Source organism: Frankia sp. R43 (assembly GCF_001306465.1).
Classification (GTDB): domain Bacteria; phylum Actinomycetota; class Actinomycetes; order Frankiales; family Frankiaceae; genus Parafrankia; species Parafrankia irregularis.
In genome coordinates, this window is sequence record NZ_LFCW01000002.1 from 1,347,509 (window position 1) to 1,372,089 (window position 24,581).

Sequence of the window (24,581 nt, forward strand, 5' to 3'; positions counted from 1 at the left end):
TCTGGCAACCAGCAGTTTGGACGCCCGAATCAGATCAGCCGCGCTACGAGACGATCAAACAACGACTTCTCGGCGTGTCACAACGATCGGTTGTGTGCTCCTAAGGTGAGCCGGTGGACACCGAGGCAGTGCGATCGTTCGTCCGGGCCGCCGAGCTGGGCCAGCTGCAGCAGGCGGCCGACGGGCTGGGCGTGACTCAGCAGGCGGTCTCGAAGCGGATCGCGGTACTGGAGCGCGAGCTGGGAGTCCGCCTGTTCACCCGCTCCGCCCGCGGGGTTGAGCTGACGCTCGACGGCCGGGCGTTTCTCCCGCACGCGCGGAGCATCGTCACCGGGGTCGACCGCGCCATCGCCGCGGTCAGGCCGGGCTCCCGGGCGCTGCGGATCGACGTCCTGGGCCTGCGAAGCGCGCAGGCCGTCGTCCTGCACGACTACTGGCGCTCGCATCCCGGGACCGACCTCGACGTGGTGACCCTCAGGGTCGACGACCCGCGGGTGGCGGCCGCCGCTGTCGGGACAGGCGAGATCGACGCCTCGTTCCGTACCGTCACCGACCAGGCCCTGCTGCCACCCGACGTGCGGATGATCCACGCGTTCGACTCGCCGCTGGAACTTCTCGTCGGCCCGAGACATCCACTCGCCTCCGCGCGGAGCGTGACACCGGCGCAGCTGCGCGGGCATCGGATCTGGATTCCGGGCATCGTGCCCGGCAGTGAATGGTCGGATTTCTACGACCAGCTCGCGGCCGACTTCGACCTGCGCATCGACGCGGCCGGCCCGCACTTCGGCGACGAGGTGCTCCTCGACGTCCTCGCGGATTCCGCCGACGCGGCCACTCTCGTCGGGGAACGCGACCGGTACATCTGGCCGACGAACCACGACCTGCGCCGCATCCCCATCGTCAATCCGACGCCTGCCTACCCGCTTTCGCTCATGCTCCCCAGCACGAATCCACACCCGGGGCTTCCTGCGATCATCACCCATCTCGGCAGCCTTCCGAGGCTCCCCGCGACGGCCTGGCGCCCGTCCTGGGCAGGACGGTGACGACGCCGGCCCAGTCCTCGACACCAGGTGGACGAGGGGCGATTGTTCGTTTCACTTCGTCGGGTCGTCGGGTCGTCCGGCGTCGGGGTGCGGCGTCAGCTCGTACGCCTCGGAAATCAGCCCGGGTCGGCTGACTCAGCCGGCTCGGCGACGGCGGCGGCCTCGTGGTCGAGCAGGCTGCCGGTGACGGGGTGCGTCGACTGCCAGAGCGCGGTCGCGGCCCGGTGGGCGAACCTCCACAGGCCGTCGTCGCCGCGTACGCAGTGGTCGGCGTAGCGGACGAGCATCCGAAGGTCGGTTGGCGTCCCGTCGGCCTCCCGGTACAGGTGGTGGGCGACGCAGTAGACCTCCGCGGTGGCGACATCGGCCGTCGCCGAGACCTGGGCGCGGTGGTTGCCGACGACGTGGAAGGTCGTCGTGAAGCGGGCCGCCAGGGCGCGCACCACGGCGGGCAGCCGCTCGGCGCCCGCGAACGTCGCGTACGGGTCGGCGTCCGGTGTCCCCTGGCGAACGGTCAGCGCCCCATCGGCGGTGAACAGTGCGACGAACAGGTCCGTGTCGCGGGCGTCGACCGCGGCGGCGTAGCTTTCGGCGAGGTCACGCAGCGCCAGCCGGTCGGCGATCGGCCCCGCCGACCGCCCCGTGAACCTGCCTGGAGCCGGGGTCGGTGAGGTCAGCCCCACAGCTTCTCCCAGCGGCGGCCGAGGTCGGCGACCCAGTTCGGAACCTCCGCCGGATCCCGGACGAACGCCGCGACCGGCACCGACACCTCGGTGACACCGGCCTGCGCCGCCGCCCCGGCACCCGCCAGCGTGCGGTCGAGGCTCAGCCCGCCGTCGCCGTCGCCGTCGCCGTCGCCGCCCCGTTCCAGGGGCAGGGTGTGCCGCACCCGCGGGACCTCGTCCCCGCGTCCGGCGGACGCCCAGCTTTCGCGGATCCGGGCCACACCCTCGGCGACGCCGGCCATCGGCTCCCCCATGATCGGGATCCAGCCGTCGCCCAGCTCCACGATCCGGCGAAGGTTCCGGCGGGTCAGCGGGCCGCCGAAGAGCACGGCCGGGCCACCCGGCGACACCGGCTTCGGGTCGCACCAGATCTTCTCGAAGGAGATCGTCGGCAGGTCGACGGCAGCACCACCGCCCGGTGCCCACAGTGCCCGGCAGGCCGCGACCGTGTCGTCGAGCAGCTGGGCCCGTTCACCGAAGTCGAGGCCCATGGTCTCGTACTCCTCTGGCTGCCAGCCGGTCCCGACACCGAGCTCGAGGCGGCCCCGGGACAGCGCGTCGAGGGTCGCCGCGGACTTCGCAAGCAGGGGCGCGCGACGCAGCGCGGCGATCAGGATTCCGGTCGACAGCCGCACCCGCGACGTCGCCCCGGCGATCACGGCGAGGGTGGTGAGCGGTTCCAGCCAGGGCGAGCCGTGCGGGTACTTGAACGTCCCGAACGGGTAGCGGTCGGTGCGCTCACCCATCACCAGGTGATCGCTCTGCACCAGAGTGTCGACGCCGGCGTCGTCGGCGGCCCTGGCGAGCTCGATGATCCGGTGCTGTTCGTCCGCGCTGTACACGGAGGTGGCGACCGGCAGCCCGAGCGCGAGCCGCGGGCGGGCGCCCGTCACGAGTGACACACTCGGAGAAAGATGTCTGTATATAGAGACAGTGTTCTCGTCACAAGACACCGTAGAGCGTGTCGTGAGGAGGCGTCAACGCCATGCCCACCCAGCCGGCACGCTCCGTCCAGCGGGCAGCGAAGGTCCTGAAGGTGCTCGCAGCCACCCCGGAGACCGACCGGTTGCCGCCTTCCATGGCAGCGGGGAATCGGTCGACCGATCAGGCGGGTCGTACGAGCCCCGTCTCCCTTCCGGTGTTTCTGCCCGCCATCCCGCGCCGCCTCACCTCGTGACGGGGCCGCTCACGGTCCGCTGTGCCCGGTGTGAGCGGCCGCCGGAACGGGCAGGCCAGGGCGCACCGCGAGGGCCTGCGCCGGTGGGCTGGGCAGCCGATTCCTACCGGCTGGGGTCATCCGGGCCGTCGGTCGTGTTCTGCTCGACCATGGCACCGGGCGACCGCACGGCCGGAACCGACGCCGTGTCGCTCCCGCCGGTCCCGGGACTGGTGCCGGTGCCGTCGGCGGTGGCCGCGGTCGACGGCTTACCGTCCGACGACCCGCCGCTCAGCAGGGAGCGGGCCAGCTGCAGGCCTGTCGCGCCCTGGGAGAGCGCGGCGGCGAGGGTCTCGCTCAGGCCGGCCGCCCCGTTCAGGACGATCAGCTGGTCGATCGCGCTGAACTGCTTGGCCGCGGCCTCCACGATGGCCGGCCACTGCTCGGCGAGTTGCTGGCCGATGACGGCTTCCTGATTCGTGGCGAGCGCGTCTGCGCGGGCCTTGATGGATTCCGCCTCGGCCAGGCCCCAGGCCCGCAGCGCCTCGCCTTCCGCCGCGCCGACGGCGCGGCGGGCATGGGCGTTCGCGTCACCGACCGCGCGGGTCGACTCCGCCTCGGCGGTCGCCAGCATCCGGATCTGGGCCGACCGGGCGTCCGCGTCGGTGCGGATCCTGGTGGCGTCGGCAGCGGCGGCGAGCTCGACCTCGCGGGCCGCGGCTTCCGCCGCGCTGATCTGCGCGTCACGGGTGGAACGCGCGAGTGTGGTCTGCTCGTAGGCGCGGGCATCGGCAGGCTTGCGGATCGAGGCCTGCAGCCGCTGCTCCTCCAACTCGGCCTCGAGCTCGGCGACCCTCGTCTGCTCCACCACGACCTGCTGGTGCGCGGCGGCCTCGGCCAGCGGGCCGGCCTGGGCGGCGCGGGCGGTGGCCTCGTCGATCTCGGCCTGGAAGCCGGACTGTTTGATGGAGCTGTTGCGCTGCGCCTCGGCCTTCAGCGCCAGCGCGATCTGCTCCTGCTCGGTGGCCTCGCGATCGGCCTCGGCCTCGGCGATCCGGGCCTGCGCTGCCACCGCGGCCACGTGCGGGCGGCCAAGGTTACGGATGTAGCCGGTGGGATCGTCGATTTCCTGGACCTGCAGCGAGTCGACGATGAGACCCAGCTTCTCCATCTCGGTGCCGGAGCTGGCCCGGGTCAGATGGGTCAGCTTCTCCCGGTCACGGATGAGGTCCTCGACGGTGAGCTGCCCGACGATGGCGCGCAGGTGGCCGGCGAAGACGTTGTGCACGCGGGTGTCCATCTTGTCCTGCTGGTCGAGGAAGCGGCGGGCCGCGTTCGCGATGGAGACGTAGTCGTCACCGACCTTGAAGATGACCACGCCGCGGATTCCCACCGGAATACCCTGCTGGGTGACGCAGTCGATGCCGAGCTGGGCGGCCCGCAGATCGAGCGACATCCGGCGCACGGTCTGGACGCCGGGCGGAACCAGCACACCCTTGCCGGTGACAATCTTGAAGCCGAGGCTTTCGGCCACGGCGTCGTCCGCGCCCTTCTGTGCCCGCAGGCCGGAGATAATCAGCGCCTCGTTCGGCTCGGCGACCCGCCACATGAGTTTGAAGAGCAGCACCCCCAACACCAGTCCGACCGCGACCACAATGATGATGGTTATGAGCGTCACGATGCCTCCGTCGTGCCCGGGAGAACCTGTGGGCCTGAGGTCCTGGGACTGTGGCCGATCGAGCCGGTGGTGCTGTCGCTACATTCGCACAACTGTCACCGTGCGTGGAGGAAAGTACTCGACAACGAGAACCCGGCATCCGACGGGAATCGTCGTTTCCGGGTCATCGGCATAGGCATGAAAAGCCTCGGAACCGCCGCGAACGGTGATCATTATCTCGCCGACCATGCCTGGAGCGATTTTTCCCGTCACCCGTCCTGCCTTGCCGATCACGGCCTGGTCGGCCATTCGGTCCTCCACACGACAATGGTTGATCGTAGACTCTTCTGCTCGCCTTGCAATGCCCCGTGATTGGCCGGAGCTGTCGCCCAGGCGACCCCCGGCGACCGCCATCGGGCAATCATCCCAGGTGGGCCGGGGCGTGGCAGTGGGCATTCACCGACACCTGGCGGCTGGCGCCGTGCCGGCGATCGCTGGCAGGGCGGATTGGAGTGCCCCTGAGGGGTTGTCGGCCGGTCGTCCGATGTCAGAGGATGCGGGCCGAGGCGGTGGGGCCCGGCGCGGCGGTACACCGCGGAGCCTCGTCTTCCGGCGGATCCGAGCCCGGCGGCCGGAGCGGCACGGGGAAGAGCGGGGGCATGCGGAGTGCGCGGGCGTCAGCCTTCCAGGACGGGCATCGCCTGTTTCGGTACGTGCCGAACATGGGCCCGGGATTCATGGGAATCGGCCAGACGGTGTTCACGCCGAACGGCCGCCACCTGGTGACCGGTAGCGTCGGCGGCAAGGCAAGGCTCTGGGATGTCGCCGATCCCGCCGTGCCGGTACTGGTCGCCACCGTCGCGCATCGCGGTCGAGTGCAGGCCGTAGCCTGCCCGCCCGACGGCGAGCTCCTGGCGACGGGCGGTTCCGACCGGAGAACGATGCTCTGGGGCATCGCCGCTCCGGAGGCGCCCGTCCGGCTGGCAGCCCTGGATAACCACCGGCGATCTCGCATGGGTGCAGGGGCCCGGCATCCACCCTTGCGGTGTTTCTGCCGGATGTATCGTGTGTCGTCTCCACCATCGAGGGTGGCCAGGGGATATGGCCGGAGGCTCTGGATGGATCTGGCTCCCGCAATCGACGACGACGGTCGGCTGGGGTGCTGCACCCGCGGCGAGTACGCCGGGTGCCATGTGCTGGTTACCACCGAGACCGAGCATTCCTTCTACGCCTACATAAGTGATCAGCCGGACCTTCCCCGGGACGAGGCCCGGTTCGATGACTTCGCCGTTCACGAGGATGACCTCGAAAATGTAATGACCGAGCTGGGCGTCGTCTGGATCCCGCGCGAGGACGACGACGAGCTGGAACGCCAGATCTTCGACCTCAGGCGCGGGTGGTGCAGATGGCGGCGCCGCAGGCAGCGGCTTCACACGATCGCCAGGATCTTCGGTCGGATCCCGAGGAAGGGCGATGGCGGGACCACATGACCAGAAAGATTTCTTTGGGTGCAGCTTCGTTGGTACCCTGTGGATTCCTGCGGAAGCGTCGGAGGAGGAGGAATTCATCCTCCTGTTTTGTGGGAACGACTGACGGTCGGGAGCTGAGATGACCTCCCCGGTGTGGCGGGCTGGCGTTCCCGGGCGGATCCTGTCCGGAGAGTATGAGGGTCGCAGTCTTCTCGTCGAGCGGGACCGGGCGGGAACCGGTTGGCGCATCTACATCACGGAACAGTCGCCCGGTGTCCGGGGTGAGGGCTGGGATGTCTGGGCCGATGACGAGCATCAGATCGAGGAATGGATTCGCGATTTTGGTGCCATTGAATGGGAGCGCCCGGCTGACCGTGCTGGCCCATCTGATTTCGGGCCTGCCTGCCAGGACGGGGCTGTGGCTCCGGTGGCCCCAGAGCTGGCTCCGGGCCGAGTTCTGCGCCGGATGCTGCGCTCTCCTGTGCTCCTGGGGTACGTCCTGATCTGTGCAGCGCTCCATGTCTGGGTCGCCGGCATTTCACCCTGGCTGCTGATTCCGGTGATTCCTGTCCAGGGCTTCGGGTTGGGAATCTTGATGGCGAGAACCGTCAGAGGTGATATGTCCGGTCGCACCCGGTGAGATCGAGCCGGTCAGGACGGGTGGGCCGGATCGGCGACGAAGCGCAGGTAGCGGTCCGCGGAGCGGTGCATGGCGGCGTGGCCGTCGGTGCGGACGACGGTCTGCCAGAAGGCGCCGTAGATCGCCTCGAAGGCGAACGGCTCCAGCAGCCGGATGGCCCGGCGGACGGTCTCCGGGCGCTCCGGGATGTAGTTCGGATACGAATACATGAAGCTCACATACCGGCGGTCGAGAACGACCTGCAGGATATCCCCGGAGAACAGCGCCCCCTGGCCGTTCTCGCCGCCGGCGTGGTGCAGCACGGTGCCGCCGTCGAAATGCACGCCACCGTTGACGAGGGTGAGGCCCTCGCCGATGGTGAGGGTCTCACCCGTCCACAGGTCGACGGCGGAGGAGCGGCGGCCGAGCCACTGCTCGTCGGCGGCGTGGACGTAGACGGGTACATCCCCGAACGCGTGGCTCCAGTCGATCATCGAGCCGTAGAAGTGCGGGTGGCTGACGGCGATCGCGCTGATGCCGCCCAGGGCGTTGACCTGGGCGATCAGGTCGTCGTCGAGGTAGGGCACGCAGTCCCAGAGGATGTTGCCGCCCGGGGTGGTCACCAGCAGTGCCCGCTGGCCGATGGAGATCTTCGGTTCGGCGCCGATGCCGTACACGCCCGGGCCCTCGGGTTCCAGCCGGCCGCGGAAGCCCTCGGCGCGCAGCGTCCCCAGGGTGGTCCAACGCTGACCGTCCCAGCCGACGTACTGGCGCTCGTCCTCACAGACCGGGCAGTCCGGCCGCGGCGCGTCGTACTGCACGCCGCAGGTGGCACAGATCGGCAGGTCGGTGGCGAGGTCCATGGAGTGCCTTCCGTACGGCGTTCGGCCGGGTGGATGGACAGGTCGATGGGACGACCGGCCCCGCAGTCAGATCCTGCCAGCGCGTCGCCGGCCAGAAGCCCGATCACGGTCCGGCGGGTCCGGCGGGTCCGGCGGGGCGGCGTGGGTCAGAACTCCAGCAGGTTGTCGCGGAAGTGGGGGTAGGAGTAGCCGTCCCGGATGAGGCCGCGGCGGCGCAGCGCCGGAGCGAGGCCGTCGGTGATCTCGCTGATCGCGCGGCGGAACATCGGCTGCTGGATGAGGAAGCCGTCGCCGCCGACCTCGTCCATCACCTCGCCCATCTGGGCGGCGACCGCGTCCGGTGTGCCGACCAGTTCGACGGCGCCTCCGGACGGATACGAGGCGAACTCGCGCAGCGTCAGGCCGGTGCTTTTCGCCTGCAGGTTCTGCGTGGTGCTGCGGCTGGCGTTCGTGTGCATCTGCGGCATCGGGGCGTCCAGGTCGAACTTCCCGAAGTCGATGCCGCTGTAGTAGGACATCCAGCCCAGGTTCGACTCGATGTTCGCCTCGCGGGCGGCGACCGCCGCGGCGCGCTTCTCCTCGGCCTCCCGCTGGGTCTCCCCGAGTACCGGGGCGACGTTGAACATGACCTTGCAGGAGTCGGGTTTGCGGCCGAAGGTCTCCAGCCGGGCGACCAGGTCGTCACGGAAGGCCTTCATCGTGTCGATGCCGGTGACGTTGGTCATCACCAGGTCGACGTTGCGGGCGGCGAAGTCCTTGCCGCGGCCCGATCCGCCGGCCTGGGAGAACACCGGGCGCCCCTGCGGTGGGTGCAGCGAGTTCAACGGGCCCCGGGAACGGTAGAAGCGGCCGGAGAAATGGATTTCGTGGACCTTCGCCGGGTCGACGTAGACGCCGTTGTCGCGGTCGACGGTGAGCGCGTCGGCGTCCCAGGAGTTCCACAGCTCGGTGACAAGCTGCACCCATTCGTCGCCCTGGTCGTAGCGCAGGTCGTGGTCGGCCTGTCCGTCCAGGCCGAAGTTCTGCGCGGTGCGGTCGTTGTGCGACATGACCAGGTTGGCGCCGCCGCGCCCGCCGGAGAGGTGGTCGAGGGTGGCGAGCGTGCGGGCCGCCATGTAGGGCGGGTGGAAGGTGGTCGTCAGCGTGGGGAGGATCCCGAGGTGCTTCGTCGCGGTGAGCATGAACGGCGTCATCACGAACAGGTCCATCTTCGGCGCGTGGAAGCCGTTCTTCAGGGCGAAGTCGGTGTTGCCGCGGAAGACGTCGGGAACGAAGTGGGCGTCCTCCAGGATGATGCAGTCGAAACCGGCCCGCTCGACCGCCCGAGCCACGTCGATGTAGAGCTGTGGGCTCATCCAGTCGGTCGCTCCCTCGCCCGACCACATGTCCTTCCAGGACTGCACGCCGCATCCGGTGAACAGGCCGAGGTGGAACATCAGAACTCCAGCAGGTTGTCGCGGAAGTACTCGTGCGTGTACGACTCGCGGATCAGCCCGCGGCGCTTGAGGGCCGGGGCGAGGCCGTCGGCGATCTCGGCGATGCCGCGCCGGTCGAGCTCGTTGGAGATGAGGAAGCCGTCACCGCCGACCTCCTCCATCGCCTCGCCCATCAGGGCCGCGACGGTGTCGGGGGTGCCGACGAGCTCGAGGGAGACGGTCGTCTCGTGGGTGGCGGCGAGCTCGCGCAGGGTCTTGCCGTCCTCGCTGTCCTTGGCGTAACGCGACATCGACGACTGGTGGCCGTTGACCTGGCCGGTCAGGTCGGGCAGCGGCTTGTCGAGGTCGAACTGGGAGAAGTCCAGCCCGGAGAAGTAGGACATGACGGCGAGCTGGGTGGCGACGGCGTCGTCGGTGCGCTGCGCGGCCTGGATGCGCCGGCGCTTCTCCCGGGCCTCGTCGTCGGTCGCGCCGAGCACCGGGCGCACGAGGTAGAGCACCTTGCAGTCGGACGGCTTGCGCCCGTTCGCGACGAGCCGGGCGGACATGTCGTCGCGGTAGGCCTTCATCGCCTCCACGCCCAGCGGCACGCAGATGACGGTGTCGGCGTTGCGGGCGGCGAACTCGCGGCCGGCGGGGGAGCCGCCCGCCTGGCAGATCACCGGGCGGCCCTGCGGCCCGGGCACGGCGTTCAGCGGGCCGCGGCAGCGGAAGAACTCGCCCTCGAAGTCGACGGTGTGAACCTTGGTGTGATCGGCGAAGGTGCCGGTCTCCTCGTCGAAGACGACCGCGCCCGGCTCCCACGACTCCCACAGCTTCCCGACGAGGTCGATCCACTCGTCGGCCATCCGGTAGCGCAGGTCGTGCTCGAAGTGCTTCTCGTAGCCGAAGTTCTGCGCGGCCCGGTGGCTGGAGGAGGTGACGAGGTTGCCGCCGACCCGGCCGTCGGTGAGGTGGTCCAGGGTGGCCAGCATCCGCGCCGCCATGAACGGCGGGTAGAACGACGTGGAAAGCGTGGGAATGAGGCCGATCCGGGACGTCGCCTGGCCGAGAATGCCGATGAGCGCGGTCGGGTCGTGCCGCGGGGACTCCATGTTGTACTTCAGGTAGGCCTGCATGTTCCCCTGGTACGCATCCGGGATCATGAGGCCGTCCTCGAAGATCATGTAGTCGAAGCAGGCCCGTTCCAGGGAGCGGGCCATGTCGACGTAGAGGTCGGGCTTCATCCATTCTCGGGCGCCGGAGCCGCCCCACGTGCCGCGCCACGACTGGACGCTGAAGCCTGACCCGACGAACCAGCCCATGTGGAACATGCTCTCTCCCTCGCCCGGGGCGTGACGCCCGTCCATCCGCGTGCCGCGCGGCCGTTTCTTCCTGCAGAAAACCCCGACCGTGTTTCGGCCGGGGTGCCGCCGGGTTCGTCGGGAATTACGCCGGCGGTCGTGGGTGGGGTGTGCGGTCCGGCCCGCTGTGTGGCCGAAAAGGAATCCGCCGTGCCGGCGAAATTGCGCCGGCACGGCGGAGGGAAAGCAGGGGCCAGGCGGCTACTGGGTCTTCGAGAGCGCGGCGAAGTCGATCGCGCTGTCCGAGCGGTAGTAGTAGCCGTCGATGCCGGCGCCGAAGACCACGTTCGGCTGGATGAACGCGACCGGAACGGTCGGCTGCTCGTCCTGCCAGATCTTCACGGCCTCGTTCCAGGCCGTGCCGGCTGCCTCCGACAGCGGGTCGCCGGCGGCGACGCCCTTGTCGACGGCAGCGTAGTAGGCGTCGTTCGCGAAGCCGGTGGCGTTGAGCGGGGAGCCCTTCGTGAACGCGAGCAGCAGCTCGTACGGCGGTGACTGGCTGATCGCCTTGTCGGTCACCAGCTGGATGTCGTACGTGCCGTTGGAGCGCTGGTCCTGCACCGCGGTGGCCGGCTGCTTGTCGATGGTGAAGTTGAAGCCGGCGTCCTTGGCGTACGACTGGATCTGGACCGCGGCCTCCTCCAGCGCCGGAATGCTGTTCTCGACGAGGATCTTCGCCGAGACACTGCTGACACCGGCCTGCGCGAGCAGGCTCTTGGCCTTGTCCGGGTCATACGAACCAGTCCGCAGGCCGTCGGTGGTGTATCCGGGGTAGCGGGGGTTGATGAAGCCGGTCATCGCGTCGGCACGGCCGAGGAAGACCTGCTTCATGATCTCGTCGTAGGGGATGGCGTAGCTCAGCGCCTGCCGCACGAGCTTGTCGTCGAACGGCGCCTTCTTGATGTTGATGTTGGTGTTCAGGTACTCGATCGAGTCGATGTTGAAGGTCTGCAGGCCGTCATCGTCCTTCATCCCGTTGACGTCCTGCGGGCGAAGCTGGACGGCGATGTCGGCATCACCGTTGGTCAGCAGGTTGGTGCGGGTTCCGGGGTTGGCGACCACCCGCTGCGTGATCGTCTTGATCGCCGGCTCGCCCGCCCAGTAGTTCGGGTTCGCCTTCAGCGTCAGGCTCTGGCCGGACTTCCAGTTGTCCAGCACATAGGCGCCGTAGCCGAAGTTCCCGTTCTCGGCCGACCACTTGACCGCGTACGGATCGTCCGTTGTCACGTGCTGCTTGAGCAGGTCGCTGTCGAAGATGTCGCCGCTGACGTTGGCGAGCAGGGACAGCAGCGTGAAGCCGTCACCGGCGCGGTCGATGGTGATCGAGACCGTGTAGTCGTCGATCTTCTTGAACTGCTTCGCCGGGTCGGTGATCGCCGGGGCCGAGATGGCCGGTGCCACCGACGTCGAGTTCCACTTCCGCTCGTACGACCAGAGCACGTCGTCGGCGGTGAGCTCGTTGCCGGCGAACGACTTGACGCCCTTGCGCAGGTGGAAGGTGTAGGTCAGCCCGTCGGCGCTGACGTCGTAGCTCTCCGCCAGCTCGCCCTCGAACTTGAAGAAGTCCTGCTCCTGCGACCCGTCTGCGCGGTCCGCCGTCACGATCGGGTTGCGGATGAGCTGCGCCTGGGTGTTGATCTGGAACTCGAAGCCCTCGTAGGTGAACGCGCCGGCGTCGTAGGCGAACGCGGTCGGCAGCGCGGCGACGGCCTCGACGATGCTGTCGGCTCCGTTTGAGGAGCCCTCGGACGACGAGGAGGTCGTCTCGCCGGAGCAGGCGGCGATGAGCGCGATCGCGACTCCGCCGGCGGTGATCGCGGCGCCCGCGCGGCGCAGGCGCCGCCCGTGCTGCGCTCGAGAGCTGGTCACGACGGGTGTGGCGACCGGATCACCGGCGCCATCATTACCCCCTGGTCGGGGGGTGTTGTGGGCAGGCATGAGAGAGCTCCTGTCGAGGGTGAGAGATCTGCGGTTGCCACCACGTCGGCGTAGTGGTGCTGCTGGACGGACGGCCGCCTGATCGGGAGGCAGCCGGTGGGGGTGCTGGTGGCTGGTGCGGTCCCGGCATCAGCCACCAGCCGCTAGCGACGGCGACCGAACAGTTTCGCGGCCGAGGAAGCCATGATCGCGACGGTGAGAATCAGGGCGATGGTGGGGAAGGTGGCGGGCCACCAGCGGCCGACGGCCGCGTCGGTCGCACCGCGGGAGATCATCGATCCCCACTCCGGATGGGGCGGGGGCAGCCCGGCGCCGAGGAAGCCGAGCGACGCGGTGAGGATGATGCTCACCGCGAAGATCACCGAGATGTTCTCCAGCGCCGGCCGGCAGGAGTTCGGCAGGACATGGCGCAGCGTGAGCCGCAGCTCGCTCAGCCCGGCGAGCCGGGCCGCGTCGACGTAGGCGTCCGACCGGACCCGCAGGACCTCGGTGCGTACCAGCCGCGCCTGCAGCGGCGCGAGCACGATCGCGAGGGTCGCGACCAGCGTGGTCAACGAGGCCCCGTAGAAGGCCACCGCGACCAGGCCGACCAGCATCCCGGGCACGGCCTGGACGAAGTCGACGGCCCGCCCGATGATCCGGGCCAGCACCCCGCGCGGGCCCCGCGACGACTCGTTCATCCCGGTCAGCAGGCCGAGGAACGCGCCGCCGACGGTGGCGAGCAGGACGACGACGGTGGCCACCCCGACGTTGGTCCGGGTCGCGGCGAGCAGCTGCGACAGGACGTCCAGCCCGGAACCGTCGGTGCCGAACCAGTGGTCGCCGCTCGGCCCCTTCGACGACGGCCCCGCGACCCGCTCGGGGTCGTAGGGCGTGATCCACGGGCCGATGACGGCGACGACGGCGAGCAGGACCAGCGGCAGCAGGCTGATCAGCAGGCGCAGCCAGCCCGGGCGCCCGCCGCCGGCGGCCACGGATGCCGCGTCGGTCGGAGCCGGGGCAGGAGCCGCGGAAGTCGCGTTGGTCGCGGGTGTCTCCGGACGATCGGCGGTGTCGACGACAGCCATGGTTACCCTTCCGCCCGCACGCCCGGCCGCCGGCGCGGGTCGAGCGTCATGTTGACCAGGTCGACAGCGAGGAAGACCAGCAGGGAGACAGCGGCGACGATGACGAGGAAGCCCTGCATCGCCGGGATGTCACCGGAGGAGACCGCGTCCGCGAGGTAGCCGCCGATCCCGGCGAAACCGAAGATCGACTCCATGATCACCGCGCCGCCGAGGGTGTAGCCGAACAGGGTGCCGCAGGTGGTGACCGCGGGCGGCAGCGCGCGGCGGAACAGGCTCGCCCGCACCGTCGCCGCCGAGGCGCCCGTCGCGATCCGGAACCGGGTCGGCGCCGAGTCGACGGCCTCCTCCAGCCCGGCCAGCAGCATCTTGATCAGCACACCGGACTGGCAGATCACCAGCACGCCCACCGGCAGCACCAGGTGGCCGAGCATCGACCAGGTCGCGTCGAAACGCAGTGTCAGGACCGTGTCGAGGAACGGCATCCCGGTGACCTTCGGAACCTCCGCGATGTCACCGGAGAGACGTCCGAGCGGGGCGGGTGCCCAGTGCAGGGTGGCGTAGAAGACGAACACGGCGGCGACGGCCACCGCGAACTCCGGCAGTCCACCGGCGATCCGGGCGAAGCCGCGGACCAGGTAGGCGAGCGGGCTCTTCGGGCGCATTACTGCCAGGTAGGCGAACGCCACCGCGACCACGATCGACAGCAGCACCCCCATCAGCGCGAGTTCGACGGTCGCCGGCAGCCGCTCACCGAACTCGTCGGCGACGGACTGCCCGGACATGATCGAGTTGCCCAGATCGAACTGCATGGCGTTGCCCAGGTAGTGCAGCAGCTGGTGGAGCAGGCTGCCGTCGAGGCCGAGCTCCTTCTCGATGGCGGCGCGGTTCTCCTCGGTGGCCTGCCCGCCGGTCAGCACCGCGACGGGATCGCCGGGAATGCTCTGGACCAGCAGGAACGACACCGCCGCGAACACCAGCAGTTGAAACGGCAGCGCGACGATGCGGCCCAACCACCACCGCTGTCGGCGCAGGATCTCCATATGGCCGGTGGTCCTTTCTCCGGACGGAACGGTCGGGCGAAGGGGGAGTGGAAGCGGAAGCGGACGGGACGAGCCGGGAACAGCGGCCGAAGCGGGAACCGGAGCGCGAACGGGAGCAGGAGTGGTCAGGCGGCGCTGCGGGCCCTGCCACCGCGGAAGGCGGCGAGCAGGCTGGCCGTGTAGGGATGCTTCGGCTCGTGCAGCACCTGCCGGGTGTCGCCGTGCTCGACGACCTTGCCGTGCCGCATGACGACGAGCTCCGAGCAGACGAACGCGGTTGCCGGCAGCCCGTGCGAGACGAAGACGAGAGCCGCCCCCGACTCCAGGCAGTACCGCTTGAGCAGGTTGAGGATCCAGCCCTGTACCGACACGTCGAGGGCGGAGACCACCTCGTCACACACCAGCAGCCGCGGACGGACGACGAGCGCCCGGGCGATCGCGAAACGCTGCCGCTGCCCGCCGGAGACCTCCGCGGGATGCCGGTCCACCAGCGCCGGCGCCAGGCCCAGCAGGGCGACCGTCTCGTCGACCTTCGCGTCGGCGTCACGGCTGCTCAACCCGAGCAGATGCTGCGCCGGCTGGCGGATCGAGTCGCGCAACGTGCGCAGCGGGTCGAACGACGACGTGGTGTCCTGCGCGACGAACTGCACCTCCCGGCGAAGCTCCACCCGTGAGGCCCGCATCCTCAGCAGGGTGCCCATTGCGACGCCGTTGAAGGAGACCTCGCCGGCCGACGGCCGCTCCAGGCCGACCATCATCCGCGCCAAGGTCGACTTCCCGGAACCGGACTCGCCGACGACGCCGAGGCGCTGGCCCGGCTCGACCGAGAGTGAGACGCCGTCGACGGCGGCATGCCGACTGCGGGCCGGCCCGAAGTACTTCACCACGGAGCTGACCGCCAGCTGCGCGAAGGCGTCCACTCTTACTGCCCTTCTCGGTGATCGGTACGGATGAGGGGGCGCCGCTGTGCGGGCGCCACGGGCGTGCGCGCGGGTGCGGACGCGGGCGGTGTGGACGCGGGCGGTGTGGACGCGGGCGGTGCGGGTGCCTTCACGACGGGTGTCGGTGCCGGTGCGGCGGGTGCGTTCGCGGCGGCGACGCTCGCCAGCGTCGGGAGCTCGTCGAGCTCGGCGCTGTCGAGCGTCGGTACGCACCGCAGGAGGCCGACTGTGTACGGATGGGTGGCCGTCTCGGCGAGTTTCGCCGAACCGCGCTTCTCCACGATCCGGCCGCCGTACATGACGAAGGTGCGGTCGGTGTACTCCTGTGCCAGCAGAATGTCGTGGCTGATCACCAGTACCGACGCACCCGATTCCCGGGTGAGGCCGAGCAGCATTTCCATGGCGTCGCGGGCGAGGGAGGCGTCCAGTGCCGACGTGGGCTCGTCGGCGATGAGCAGCCGAGGCGAGCCGCACAGCGCGATGGCGATCATCGCGCGTTGCCGCATGCCGCCGGACAGCTCGTACGGGCGGGCTCGCAGCACCCGGTCGGTGTCGCGCAGACCGACCTTGTCCAGCCAGTGGCGCGAGATCTCACGGATGGCCGCCCGGTCCGCCCGCCGGTGCAGCCAGCGGTGGCCGGCGCCGGCACCAGCGTTGGCCCCGTTGGTGCCGGTGGCGCCGGTGGCGCCGGAGCGCTGAGCCCGGATGACGGCGGCGAGCTGGCTGCCGATCGTCCACACCGGATCAAGGGTGGTCATCGCGTCCTGGAACACCATGGAGAGCCCGGGTGTCCGCACCGGCAGCCGGGTGCGGACCGTGCGGGAGACAGGCACGCCGTCGAATTCCAGCCGCTCGTGCGTGATGTGCACGGACGGCTGGGTGAGGAAACCCGCCAGCGCCAGCCCGAGCGTGGTCTTGCCGGAGCCGGACTCGCCGACGAGCGCGACCCGTTCGCCGCGGCCGAGCGAGAAACTCACGTCGTCGACGGCGACGACGTCGCCACGAGACGAGTCGTAGCGGACGGTCATTCCCTCGACGCGAAGAATCGGTGGGCCCGATTCCTCGGCGAGATCCTCCCGCCGTGCGGTGTCGCTGATCACGGTGCCAGTGGTCATCACGGGCCACCTTCCGGTCGATCGCTGCCCCGAAGCCGTCCCGGTGCCGGGCGTCGGAGGCCTATATTTCCGCCGCATTGTTTCTCTGCGGCGCGGGAGCGGTAACCCGCGCTTTGCGCCTCATGAAGTGTGGAGAAGTCTCTGGTACACAGGGTGATCCAGATGATTGCGCCGCCTGCCGGGTGCCTGCTGGGCGGTCGGGAGCCGGCCTGGAAGCATGATCGAACGAAGTATGGCGGGATGCTCATCGAAAGGCCGGGAATTTCGGCCTGGATAAGCCCTCCATACCCGGATGACGGAGATCCCGAAGGGGATTGGCGTCGGGTCGGCGAGGATTGCTGCCGGCCCTCGGAGGCGGATTGCCACCGGGCCGGCGAAACTATTGCGGTCGCGCGGTGGCGGCGGTGGCGGCGGTGGATCGCGGTCCGCTCGCCGACCGGGCGCACAACACGCATGCGGCGCAGAGCAGAACGCACATCGTCGCGCCCAGCGGCAGCGCGCTGGCGGACCCGAAGGCTCCGGCGATCGGGCCGACCGGACCTCCGAGCGCGAACTGGATGAGCCCGAGCAGCCCGGAGGCCGTCCCGGCGTTCGCGGACTGCGAGCGCATCGCTTCGGCGGAGGCGACCGGCATGCACATGCCGATCGACGCGACGGTGAACCACAGTGCGGCGATCACCAGCGCCGCCAGGTGCGTGGCCGCACCCACCATGATCAGGACACTGCCGAAGGTGGCTGTCGGCAGGCTGCGGGCCAGTGCGCCCAGCGAGCCGAACCGTGCCGACAGTGCGGCTCCGACCTGGCTGCCGCCCATGAATCCGAGCGCGTTCAGGGCGAACAGCAGCCCGAACTGGGTCTTCGACACCCCGTAGGCGTCGGTCAGCACGAACGAGGAGGACGACACGTAGGAGAACATCGCGCCGTAGGCCAGCCCGACGATCAGCGCCGCGGTGAGGAACGACCGGTCGCCGGCGATCGTCCGGTACGTGCGGTACGTCGCGACCGGTCGCAGCGGCACCCGCCGGGCCGGCGGCAGGCTCTCGCGGATGCTGACGGTGCTGGCGCCGGCCAGCACCACTCCGAGCAGCGCGAGCACCACGAAGACACCGCGCCAGTCGGTGACGGCGAGCAGCGCACCGCCGAGGTTCGGGGCCAGGATCGGGGTCAGGCCGCTGATGATCGCCATCCGGGCGAACAGGCGGACCAGGTGTTGGCCCTCGGCCAGGTCACGGATCGCCGCGCGGGCGATCGTCATGCCGAACCCGGCGAAGATGCCCTGCGCGCAGCGCAACGCGGCCAACGCGGGCACCGACCACATCAGCGCGCAGCCGGCGGACGCGGCGGCGTAGAGCGCCATCGCCGCCAGCAGTGGGCGGCGGCGCCCGGCCGCGTCCGAGATCGGCCCGGCGATCAGCTGGCCCATCGCGATCCCGACGACGCACGCGGTCATCGTCAGCTGGATGGACGGCTGGGAGGTGCGCAGGTCGTCGGCCATGTCGGGCAGGCCCGGCAGGTGCACGCTCATCGAGAACGGGCCGAGCCCGGTCATCGCGCCGAACAGCACCAGCGCCGCCAGCGGGACGGTCCGCGCCAGCCCGGTCTCGCGCGCGGCCACCTTCGGCTGGGACGTCGCCTGTTGGGACGTCGCCTGTTGCCGGGAGGCCAGCCGCGGTCGGGACGTCGTCCGCGGGCACGCCACCCCGGATGCGGCGCCAGCCTCGGGTACCGCGCCAGCCTCGGGTACCGCGGCCCCGTCAGGCAACGTCGGCCCGCGCGGACATCGTTCCCGCCCGCTGCGCGCCCGTAGCCGCCGGACCCGTCACGCGTGTGCTGGCCGCCGGGGCGCTCGCCCGTGCCGCCGTCGGCGCGTCGACACCGAAGGAGAGTGCGACGCGATCGCCGCGGAAATGGGTCCAGTGCAGGTCACGGGCACGTCCGCTGCTGTCGCGGACGACGACCTCCCGTAGCAGGACCGGGGTTCCCGGCGTGACGCCGAGCAGTCGCGCGGTGCGCTCCTCGCAGGGAACGGCCTCCACCACGGCCCGCCCGCCGCCGTACGGGGCGTCGAAGAGCTGCTCGAACAGGGCCTCGTAGCGCGGTGGGCGACGGTCGATGGCGACCACGTCGGCGAAGTAGCGCTCAGGTGTCGCGGGCAGCGGCACGTAGCCGGCCCGGACGCACAGCGGCTCACCGTCGAGGCGGAAGACCTGTTCGATCATGACCACCTCGGCGTCGTCGATCTCCAGCCGCTCACGCAGCAGCCGGGTCGTCGGGACGACGCACTGGCTGATCTCCTCGATCTCCAGCCGGCGCCAGCTCTCCTCCTCGTGCAGCTCGCGGGGCAGCATCTCGCCCTCGTGGACCTGGACGATGCCGCGCCGGACTGTGGTGCCCCGACGCGGGGCGCGGGTCACCAGGCCCTCGTCGGCCAGCATGGACAGGGCGCGGCGCACCGAGTTGCGGCTGATCCCGAGGGTGTTCACGAGGGTGTTCTCGGCGAGCTCCTCCGGGCCGTCGAAGTGCCCGGCGCGTAGGCCGGCGCGCAGCATCTCGTAGGCCCGCCGGGACGAGACCTGAAGCTGGCGCCCGGCGCTCTGCGCCCGTCGGGCGCGACTGAACTCGACTCGGGACCGCTCGATCTCCGCGGATCGGTCCGCTGCCATCGTGCCCTCCTGGTGCCTCGTCCTATCTGCCCTGCGCTACACACCGCTACCGATCCGTCCTCCATGCCTGGCGGCCCAGGTACGGCCCCAGGGCGGAAGAACTTCTCGACTTGCCGTCGACTGTATACGGTTGTGGCGTCACGGGGAATGTCGGGGGTTGGCGGGAATCGTGAAACATGCACGTCACAGCGCGTTTTCCCAGTGAACGGGCGGCTGTGGGGGTAGCGGTGGGATGGGGCAGTCGGTATACAGTCGACGAACTTCGTCGGAGGAGTCGGGAGGGTTGAACGTGACCGTGGGCGACACAGTCGAATCGCTGCCAGTAGTACGGCCACCGATCGTGACCAAGGCCTTCGACCACATCGTGTTGAACGTCGAAGATCCGGAGCGTTCGGTCCGGTGGTGGGTCGAGAAGTTCGGCATGCGCACCCACCGTCTCGAGGCCTGGCGCGAGGGCCGGGCACCGTTCCCGTCGGTCGAGGTGGCACCAGGAGTGATCATCGACCTGGACGCCCGCACGCCGCGGGGTGGCCCCGGTCGCAACGTGAACCACTTCTGCGTCGTCATCGAGCCGTGTGACCTCGCCGAGCTCGCCGCGTCCGGGGTCTTCGACGTCGTCGGTGGCCCGTTCCATCGCTACGGCGCCTACGGCAACAGCGATCTGCTCTACATCCGGGATCCCGACGGGAACGTCGTCGAGCTCCGTCACTACGGGCCGTCCCAGCTGGACGGACCGTGCTGAGCCAGCCGGCGGCGACCACCGAGGCCGCCTCCACGGAGGTGACCTCCGGCGGGATGGCCTCCGGCGGGACGGCCGCGCCCTGGGCCGGGGACGCGGTCGGGCTGGTGGACAGCTACCGGCGTGGGGACCGCGACCCGGTCACCGAACTGGAACGGGTGCTGGGCGCCCTGGAGCGGTCGCGGCTGGGCGCGGTGTGCCATGTCGACGCCGACGCGGCGCGCCGGGCGGCCGCGCAGGTGGATCTCGCCCTGCCGCTCGCCGGAGTGCCGTTCGCGGTGAAGGAACTGGAGCAGGTCGCCGGCTGGCCGCGGGCCGACGCGTCGGTGCCCTTGCGGGGGCGGCGGTCGACCCGCCACTCGACCCAGGTTCGGCGGCTCGTCGCAGCCGGGGCGATTCCGGTGGCGCAGACGACGTCCAGTGAGCTGGCCCGCGGAGCGCACACCGCGAGCCGCCTGCACGGCATCACCCGCAACCCGTGGCGGCTGGCGGCGTCCGCCGGCGGCTCGTCGGGTGGCAGCGCCGCCGCGGTGGCCGGTGGCCTGTTCGCGCTGGCGACGGCGACGGACGGCGGCGGCTCGACCCGTCAGCCGGCGGCGATGTGCGGCCTGCCCGGGCTCAAGGTCAGCTGGCGGATCGTGCCCGGTGGGCCGGAGCCGGTGCTGGAGCCGTTCACCGTGGTCACGACCACGCTGAGCCGCTCGGTACGCGACATCGCCCGCGCGCTCGACGTCACCGCCGGCTTCGACGCGCGTGATCCGTTCAGTGCCCCGATCTCCCCCCGGTTCGAGGCCGGTCTCGGGACGGTGCCCACCGCGGGCCTGCGGGTCGCCTGGCTGCCGGACCTCGGTGGCGCCGCGCACGACCAGGGCGTGGTCACCGTGGTGGAGCGGGCGCTGCGCGACCTCGTCGCGGCCGCGGGCCTGCGGCTGGCCGCGCTGGCGACCCCGGCGGTCCCCGGACCGTCGGCGGCGTTCGCGGCGATCGGCGCGCTGCGCATCCGGCGGTTCCTGGGCCCGTACTGGCCCGCGTGCGCGGACGAGCTCACGGCGGAGATCCGGGAGGTGATGGTGGCCGCGGACAGCCTCGACGCCCGGGTCCTCACCGAGCTGGACACCTACCGGATCGACGTCATCGAGACCATGGCGGCGCTGTTCGACGACGTCGACCTCGTGGCCTGCCCGACGACGGGGGAGGCCTTCGACGCCGAGACGGGCAGCCCCGCGCCGGGCCCGCTTCCCCTGGCGAACATCAGCGGCTGCCCGGCGATCTCCATCCCGGTGGGGACGGGCCCGACCGGCCTGCCGGTGGGCCTGCACCTGTTCGCGCCGCACCACCGCGACGACCTGCTGCTCGAGCTTGCCGCGGCGGTCGAGCGCGACCACCCCTGGCCACTCGTCGCGCCGGCCTCGCCGTGGTGACGGCAGTTCGGTGCCGTCGCGCCGGAACCGGCAACCAGCGGATGTCTCCTGCGACGCTGATCTCCCGTGTGTTGACGTCTCGCGCGCTGCCGAGAACCCCGGCGGCACCGGCGCCCTCGGCGGTGCCGGTGCCGGTGCCGCCGGCCCGGCTAGGCCGGCGGCTTCTCCTTCTGGTAGCGGTGCGCCGCGCCGTTGATGTGTGCGCGCATCTCCGCCTCCGCCCAGTCCGCATCCCGGGCGCGAATCGCCTCCAGGATGCGGCGGTGCTCCTCCCAGGCACGCCCCGAGCGGCGCGCCACCCCGACGGAGAACAGCAGCTGCAGCCGGTTCTGCAGGTCACGCAGGACCTCGACGAGGTGGTTGTTGCCGCTGGCCCGCGCGAGCAGGTCGTGGAAGCGGGCGTTGAGCGCGGAGAGGCGCTCGTAGGCGCCCGCCTCGGTGACGCTCTCGCCCTCGACCAGCACCGCCTCGAGCTCTGCGTCGATCTCGGCGGTGATGCCCCTGGCCGCCGCCCGGCGTACCGCGGTGACCTCCAGCGCGGCGCGGACCTCGATGAGGTCGTCGGCCTCCTCGCCGCTGATCACCGTGACCATGACGCCCTTGCGCGGCGTGACCTCGACGAGGCCCTCCGACTCCAGCAGCCGGATCGCCTCGCGGACAGGGTTGCGGGAGACCCCCAGCTCCTCGGCGAGACGGTCCTCGATGACACGGCTGCCCTGGGTGAGCTCGCCGCGGAGAATGCGACCGCGCAGCTCGTCGGCGACGAGCTGCCGCAGCGGGCGGTAGGCCGCGCCGATCGTCGTCTTCATATCTCCCACCCGTACACCTCAGCAGCAAGATTGTGGACAGTATACAGAAATGAATCGACGCCGTCGTCGGCTGGAGTGAGCTCCTGCCCCTGGCCGTCGAAACCACCCTGACGCACCCGGCGGAAACTTCCGTTCCATGGCGGAAACATTTCGTCTGGAACAGTTTTCGCACGATAGCACAAAACTTCGCGCGAAGTGCGTTTTCGACCATGATCTTCGCGTCTACAGACGACATAGTTAGGTGGAGGTGCCGGTGCTCGCCGGAGTGAACTTCTTCCCCACGGTCTCGCCCGCCGAGAAGTCTGCTGTGCAGTTCTTCGACGAGGCTCTCGAACTGTCGATCCTCGCGGACCGCCTCGGCTACTCCTCGGTGAAGATCGTCGAACACTACTTCTATCCCTACGGGGGCTACAGCCCGGACCCCGTCACCTTCCTCGCGGCCGTCGCGACCCGGACCGAACGTATTCGGCTGATAACCGGCGCGAACATCCCGGCGTTCAACCACCCCATCAAGCTCGCGGGGCAGCTCGCGATGCTCGACAACCTGTCCCACGGCCGACTCGACGTGGGCTTCGCCCGCGCCTTCCTCCCTGGCGAGTTCGAGGCATTCGAAGTCGACATGGACACCAGCCGGGCGCGGCACCAGGAAGGTATTGCCGCGGTCCTCAAACTGTGGACCGAGACCGATGTGGTGTGGAACGGCACCTTTCACAGGTTCGGTCCGGTGAGTATGCTTCCCCTGACCTACCAGCGGCCCCATCCGCCGGTCTTCATCGCGGCGACGTCCACCCCGGAGAGTTTTGTCTGGGCGGGCAGCCAGGGCTTCAACCTGATGTTCATTCCGTTCACCTCGACGAACGAGAAGGTCGCCGGGCTGCTCGACCTGTACCGGAAGGCCCGGCTGGACGCCGGTTACCCGGCCGGCTCCGAGCGGATCCAGATGGGGATCCACTGCTTCGTCGACACCGACGGCGACCGGGCCCGGCGCAACGCCGCCGTCCACTACGCCGACTACGTCGACAAGATGGCCTCCACCTGGGAGGACTACATGGAGCGCAGCCCGTCGCAGTACGCGGGCTACGCCGACATGATCACCGGGATGCGTAGGAAGACGCTGGCCGAGCTGGAGGACAAGGCCCAGGTCTACGTCGGCACGCCGGCGGACGTCCGCCAGCAGGTGGCCTCGACCCTCGAGGTGTTCGGCGACGTCGAGCCCTCCATGCAGATCAACTTCGCGGCGACCCCGCTGTCGGACGCGCGCCGCACGCTGGAGCTCTTCGCCGCCGAGGTCATGCCCGCCTTCCCGGAGCCGGACAACGGGGTCGCGGCCGAGGCGTCGGCGGCGACCGCCGTCGCGGCGGCGTCGGTTCCGGCAGCCGCGAGCAGCTGAGCGCCGGAGCGCCGGAGCACCTGAGACCGGCTCCAGGAACAGATGAGCCATCCCAGCTCAGACGGCCCCGCATAACCCGAACAACCCAGCTGGCCCGACAGCCGGCTGAAGATACCTGAGGAGAAACCGTGCGCTTGTCCACTGTCCGTCGTCCCGGTGGCGTAACCGCCGCCGGTCGCGTCGAGGGTGATGAGATCGTCCTGCTCCCGTTCGCGAGCGTGGGCACTCTGATCGCCTCGGGCCCGGACTGGCGCCAGGCTGCCGCTGTTGACGGCGAGAGGATCGAGCGTGAGGGCGTCGACCTGGCGCCACTGGTGCCGCAGCCGCCCAAGATCGTCTGCATGGGCCTGAACTACGCGACCCACCTGAAGGAGATGGGGCGCACTCCGCCGACCCACCCGACGCTGTTCGCGAAGTACGCGAGCTCGCTGATCGGCGCGCACGACGACATCATCGTGCCGCCCGTGACGAACGAGGTCGACTGGGAGGGCGAGCTAGCCTTCGTCATCGGCTCGACGGTCCGTTTCGCCGACGAGGACACGGCCCGCGCGGCCATCGCCGGCTACACGGTGATGAACGACATCACCATGCGGGACTGGCAGTTCCGCACCCTGCAGTTCCTGCAGGGCAAGACCTTCGAGGGCTCCACCCCGCTCGGTCCCGAGCTGGTCACCCCCGACGAGCTCGACAATGTCGACGACCTCGCCCTGCGCACCCTGGTGAACGGTGAGGTGATGCAGAAGTCGCGTACCTCGGACCTGCTTTTCCCGCCCGCCACGATCGTGGCCTACGTCAGCCAGTTCATCACCCTGGTACCGGGTGACATCCTCACCACCGGAACCCCGGGTGGTGTCGGGCACGGCCGTGACCCGAAGGTCTATCTCGCCGACGGCGACGTGGTCACGGTCGAGATCGAGGGTATCGGCACCACCCAGAACACCGTCCGTTTCTCCTGATCTCCCGCCTTTTGCTTCCGTTCCTTTCGTCGGATCAATTCCGCGGGCGCGACCAGGTGTCGATCCGCCGCTGATCCGGCGCAGCACCTGGTATCGAGCAGGCCGCGATCCGGCGTGACGTATTTGTTGCCAGCGTGACCGGTCGCGGCGACTCCAGTTAGCGTCGATCTCCCGAACCGTCGCGCCGCCGT

General features: G+C 70.0%; 22 protein-coding genes and 1 pseudogene. 8 read left to right on the forward strand and 15 right to left on the reverse strand.

Annotated features, from left to right (window positions below):
• Positions 1–113: 113 nt before the first annotated feature.
• Positions 114–1,043 (forward strand): LysR family transcriptional regulator, encoded by a 930-nt coding sequence (locus tag ACG83_RS13430; protein ID WP_054566425.1) that lies wholly within the window; start codon positions 114–116, stop codon positions 1,041–1,043.
• Positions 1,044–1,159: 116 nt separating this feature from the next.
• Here the strand turns inward: ACG83_RS13430 and ACG83_RS13435 are convergent, their stop codons facing one another.
• The 4 genes from ACG83_RS13435 to ACG83_RS42260 form a co-directional block, all read right to left on the reverse strand.
• Positions 1,160–1,726 carry a nuclear transport factor 2 family protein gene (locus ACG83_RS13435; RefSeq protein ID WP_235497864.1) on the reverse strand — a complete coding sequence of 189 codons (567 nt, stop codon included), beginning with the start codon at positions 1,724–1,726 and terminating at the stop codon, positions 1,160–1,162.
• A complete protein-coding gene (locus tag ACG83_RS13440) occupies positions 1,717–2,661 on the reverse strand; it encodes a TIGR03619 family F420-dependent LLM class oxidoreductase (RefSeq protein WP_054566626.1) in 945 nt (314 codons plus the stop codon). The genes ACG83_RS13435 and ACG83_RS13440 overlap by 10 nt, the downstream gene beginning before the upstream one ends.
• 387 nt (positions 2,662–3,048) lie before the next feature.
• Positions 3,049–4,533, reverse strand: coding sequence for an SPFH domain-containing protein (locus tag ACG83_RS13450; protein WP_369812882.1), 1,485 nt, complete (start codon positions 4,531–4,533; stop codon positions 3,049–3,051).
• A gap of 147 nt (positions 4,534–4,680) precedes the next feature.
• Positions 4,681–4,890: a hypothetical protein gene (locus ACG83_RS42260; protein WP_006541810.1), complete on the reverse strand. Its 210-nt coding sequence runs from the start codon at positions 4,888–4,890 to the stop codon at positions 4,681–4,683.
• Between the two features lie 428 nt (positions 4,891–5,318).
• Here ACG83_RS42260 and ACG83_RS47925 point away from each other — a divergent pair.
• From ACG83_RS47925 to ACG83_RS44150, 3 genes and pseudogenes are all read left to right on the forward strand, one after another.
• A pseudogene (locus tag ACG83_RS47925) lies at positions 5,319–5,519 on the forward strand (WD40 repeat domain-containing protein); the annotation flags it as partial.
• 180 nt (positions 5,520–5,699) lie between these two features.
• The gene (locus tag ACG83_RS46640; RefSeq protein ID WP_054566429.1) at positions 5,700–6,071 is read left to right on the forward strand and encodes a hypothetical protein; all 372 of its coding nucleotides are present in this window, start codon (positions 5,700–5,702) and stop codon (positions 6,069–6,071) included.
• A 118-nt stretch (positions 6,072–6,189) separates the two neighbouring features.
• Positions 6,190–6,690 (forward strand): hypothetical protein, encoded by a 501-nt coding sequence (locus tag ACG83_RS44150; RefSeq protein ID WP_152991363.1) that lies wholly within the window; start codon positions 6,190–6,192, stop codon positions 6,688–6,690.
• An 11-nt stretch (positions 6,691–6,701) separates the two neighbouring features.
• On the opposite strand, the gene ACG83_RS13465 is transcribed toward ACG83_RS44150, so the two are convergent.
• The 10 genes from ACG83_RS13465 to ACG83_RS13510 all read right to left on the reverse strand — a co-directional run bounded on the left by ACG83_RS13465 (position 6,702) and on the right by ACG83_RS13510 (position 19,075).
• Complete coding sequence (locus tag ACG83_RS13465) at positions 6,702–7,532, reverse strand: MBL fold metallo-hydrolase (RefSeq protein WP_054566430.1); 831 nt, start codon at positions 7,530–7,532, stop codon at positions 6,702–6,704.
• Positions 7,533–7,678: 146 nt separating this feature from the next.
• Positions 7,679–8,968, reverse strand: coding sequence for an NtaA/DmoA family FMN-dependent monooxygenase (locus ACG83_RS13470; RefSeq protein WP_054566431.1), 1,290 nt, complete (start codon positions 8,966–8,968; stop codon positions 7,679–7,681).
• Complete coding sequence (locus ACG83_RS13475; protein WP_054566627.1) at positions 8,968–10,281, reverse strand: NtaA/DmoA family FMN-dependent monooxygenase; 1,314 nt, start codon at positions 10,279–10,281, stop codon at positions 8,968–8,970. Before ACG83_RS13475 ends, ACG83_RS13470 begins: the two co-directional genes overlap by 1 nt.
• 231 nt (positions 10,282–10,512) lie before the next feature.
• Positions 10,513–12,249 carry an ABC transporter substrate-binding protein gene (locus tag ACG83_RS13480; protein ID WP_054566432.1) on the reverse strand — a complete coding sequence of 579 codons (1,737 nt, stop codon included), beginning with the start codon at positions 12,247–12,249 and terminating at the stop codon, positions 10,513–10,515.
• Between the two features lie 143 nt (positions 12,250–12,392).
• The gene (locus tag ACG83_RS13485; RefSeq protein ID WP_054566433.1) at positions 12,393–13,316 is read right to left on the reverse strand and encodes an ABC transporter permease; all 924 of its coding nucleotides are present in this window, start codon (positions 13,314–13,316) and stop codon (positions 12,393–12,395) included.
• A gap of 2 nt (positions 13,317–13,318) precedes the next feature.
• Positions 13,319–14,356, reverse strand: a complete 1,038-nt coding sequence (locus tag ACG83_RS13490; protein ID WP_054566434.1) for an ABC transporter permease — start codon at positions 14,354–14,356, stop codon at positions 13,319–13,321.
• A 125-nt stretch (positions 14,357–14,481) separates the two neighbouring features.
• Positions 14,482–15,276, reverse strand: a complete 795-nt coding sequence (locus ACG83_RS13495; RefSeq protein ID WP_083473194.1) for an ABC transporter ATP-binding protein — start codon at positions 15,274–15,276, stop codon at positions 14,482–14,484.
• Positions 15,277–15,278: 2 nt separating this feature from the next.
• On the reverse strand, positions 15,279–16,412 hold the full coding sequence (locus ACG83_RS13500; RefSeq protein ID WP_054566435.1) for an ABC transporter ATP-binding protein: 1,134 nt from the start codon (positions 16,410–16,412) through the stop codon (positions 15,279–15,281).
• Between the two features lie 379 nt (positions 16,413–16,791).
• The gene (locus tag ACG83_RS13505; RefSeq protein WP_235497865.1) at positions 16,792–18,174 is read right to left on the reverse strand and encodes a Bcr/CflA family efflux MFS transporter; all 1,383 of its coding nucleotides are present in this window, start codon (positions 18,172–18,174) and stop codon (positions 16,792–16,794) included.
• Complete coding sequence (locus ACG83_RS13510) at positions 18,167–19,075, reverse strand: GntR family transcriptional regulator (RefSeq protein ID WP_054566437.1); 909 nt, start codon at positions 19,073–19,075, stop codon at positions 18,167–18,169. Before ACG83_RS13510 ends, ACG83_RS13505 begins: the two co-directional genes overlap by 8 nt.
• A 289-nt stretch (positions 19,076–19,364) precedes the next feature.
• On the opposite strand from ACG83_RS13510, the gene ACG83_RS13515 reads away from it, so the two are divergent.
• Positions 19,365–19,817: a VOC family protein gene (locus ACG83_RS13515; protein WP_054566629.1), complete on the forward strand. Its 453-nt coding sequence runs from the start codon at positions 19,365–19,367 to the stop codon at positions 19,815–19,817.
• Positions 19,811–21,235: an amidase gene (locus ACG83_RS13520; RefSeq protein ID WP_054566438.1), complete on the forward strand. Its 1,425-nt coding sequence runs from the start codon at positions 19,811–19,813 to the stop codon at positions 21,233–21,235. The genes ACG83_RS13515 and ACG83_RS13520 overlap by 7 nt, the downstream gene beginning before the upstream one ends.
• 149 nt (positions 21,236–21,384) lie before the next feature.
• On the opposite strand, the gene ACG83_RS13525 is transcribed toward ACG83_RS13520, so the two are convergent.
• Positions 21,385–22,044 (reverse strand): GntR family transcriptional regulator, encoded by a 660-nt coding sequence (locus ACG83_RS13525; RefSeq protein WP_054566439.1) that lies wholly within the window; start codon positions 22,042–22,044, stop codon positions 21,385–21,387.
• A 253-nt stretch (positions 22,045–22,297) separates the two neighbouring features.
• Here ACG83_RS13525 and ACG83_RS13530 point away from each other — a divergent pair, with 253 nt between their 5' ends.
• Both ACG83_RS13530 and ACG83_RS13535 read left to right on the forward strand, forming a co-directional pair.
• Entirely contained in the window at positions 22,298–23,434 is a 1,137-nt protein-coding gene (locus ACG83_RS13530) for an LLM class flavin-dependent oxidoreductase (protein WP_054566630.1), read from the forward strand.
• Positions 23,435–23,562: 128 nt separating this feature from the next.
• The gene (locus tag ACG83_RS13535) at positions 23,563–24,390 is read left to right on the forward strand and encodes a fumarylacetoacetate hydrolase family protein (RefSeq protein WP_054566440.1); all 828 of its coding nucleotides are present in this window, start codon (positions 23,563–23,565) and stop codon (positions 24,388–24,390) included.
• Positions 24,391–24,581: the final 191 nt, after the last annotated feature.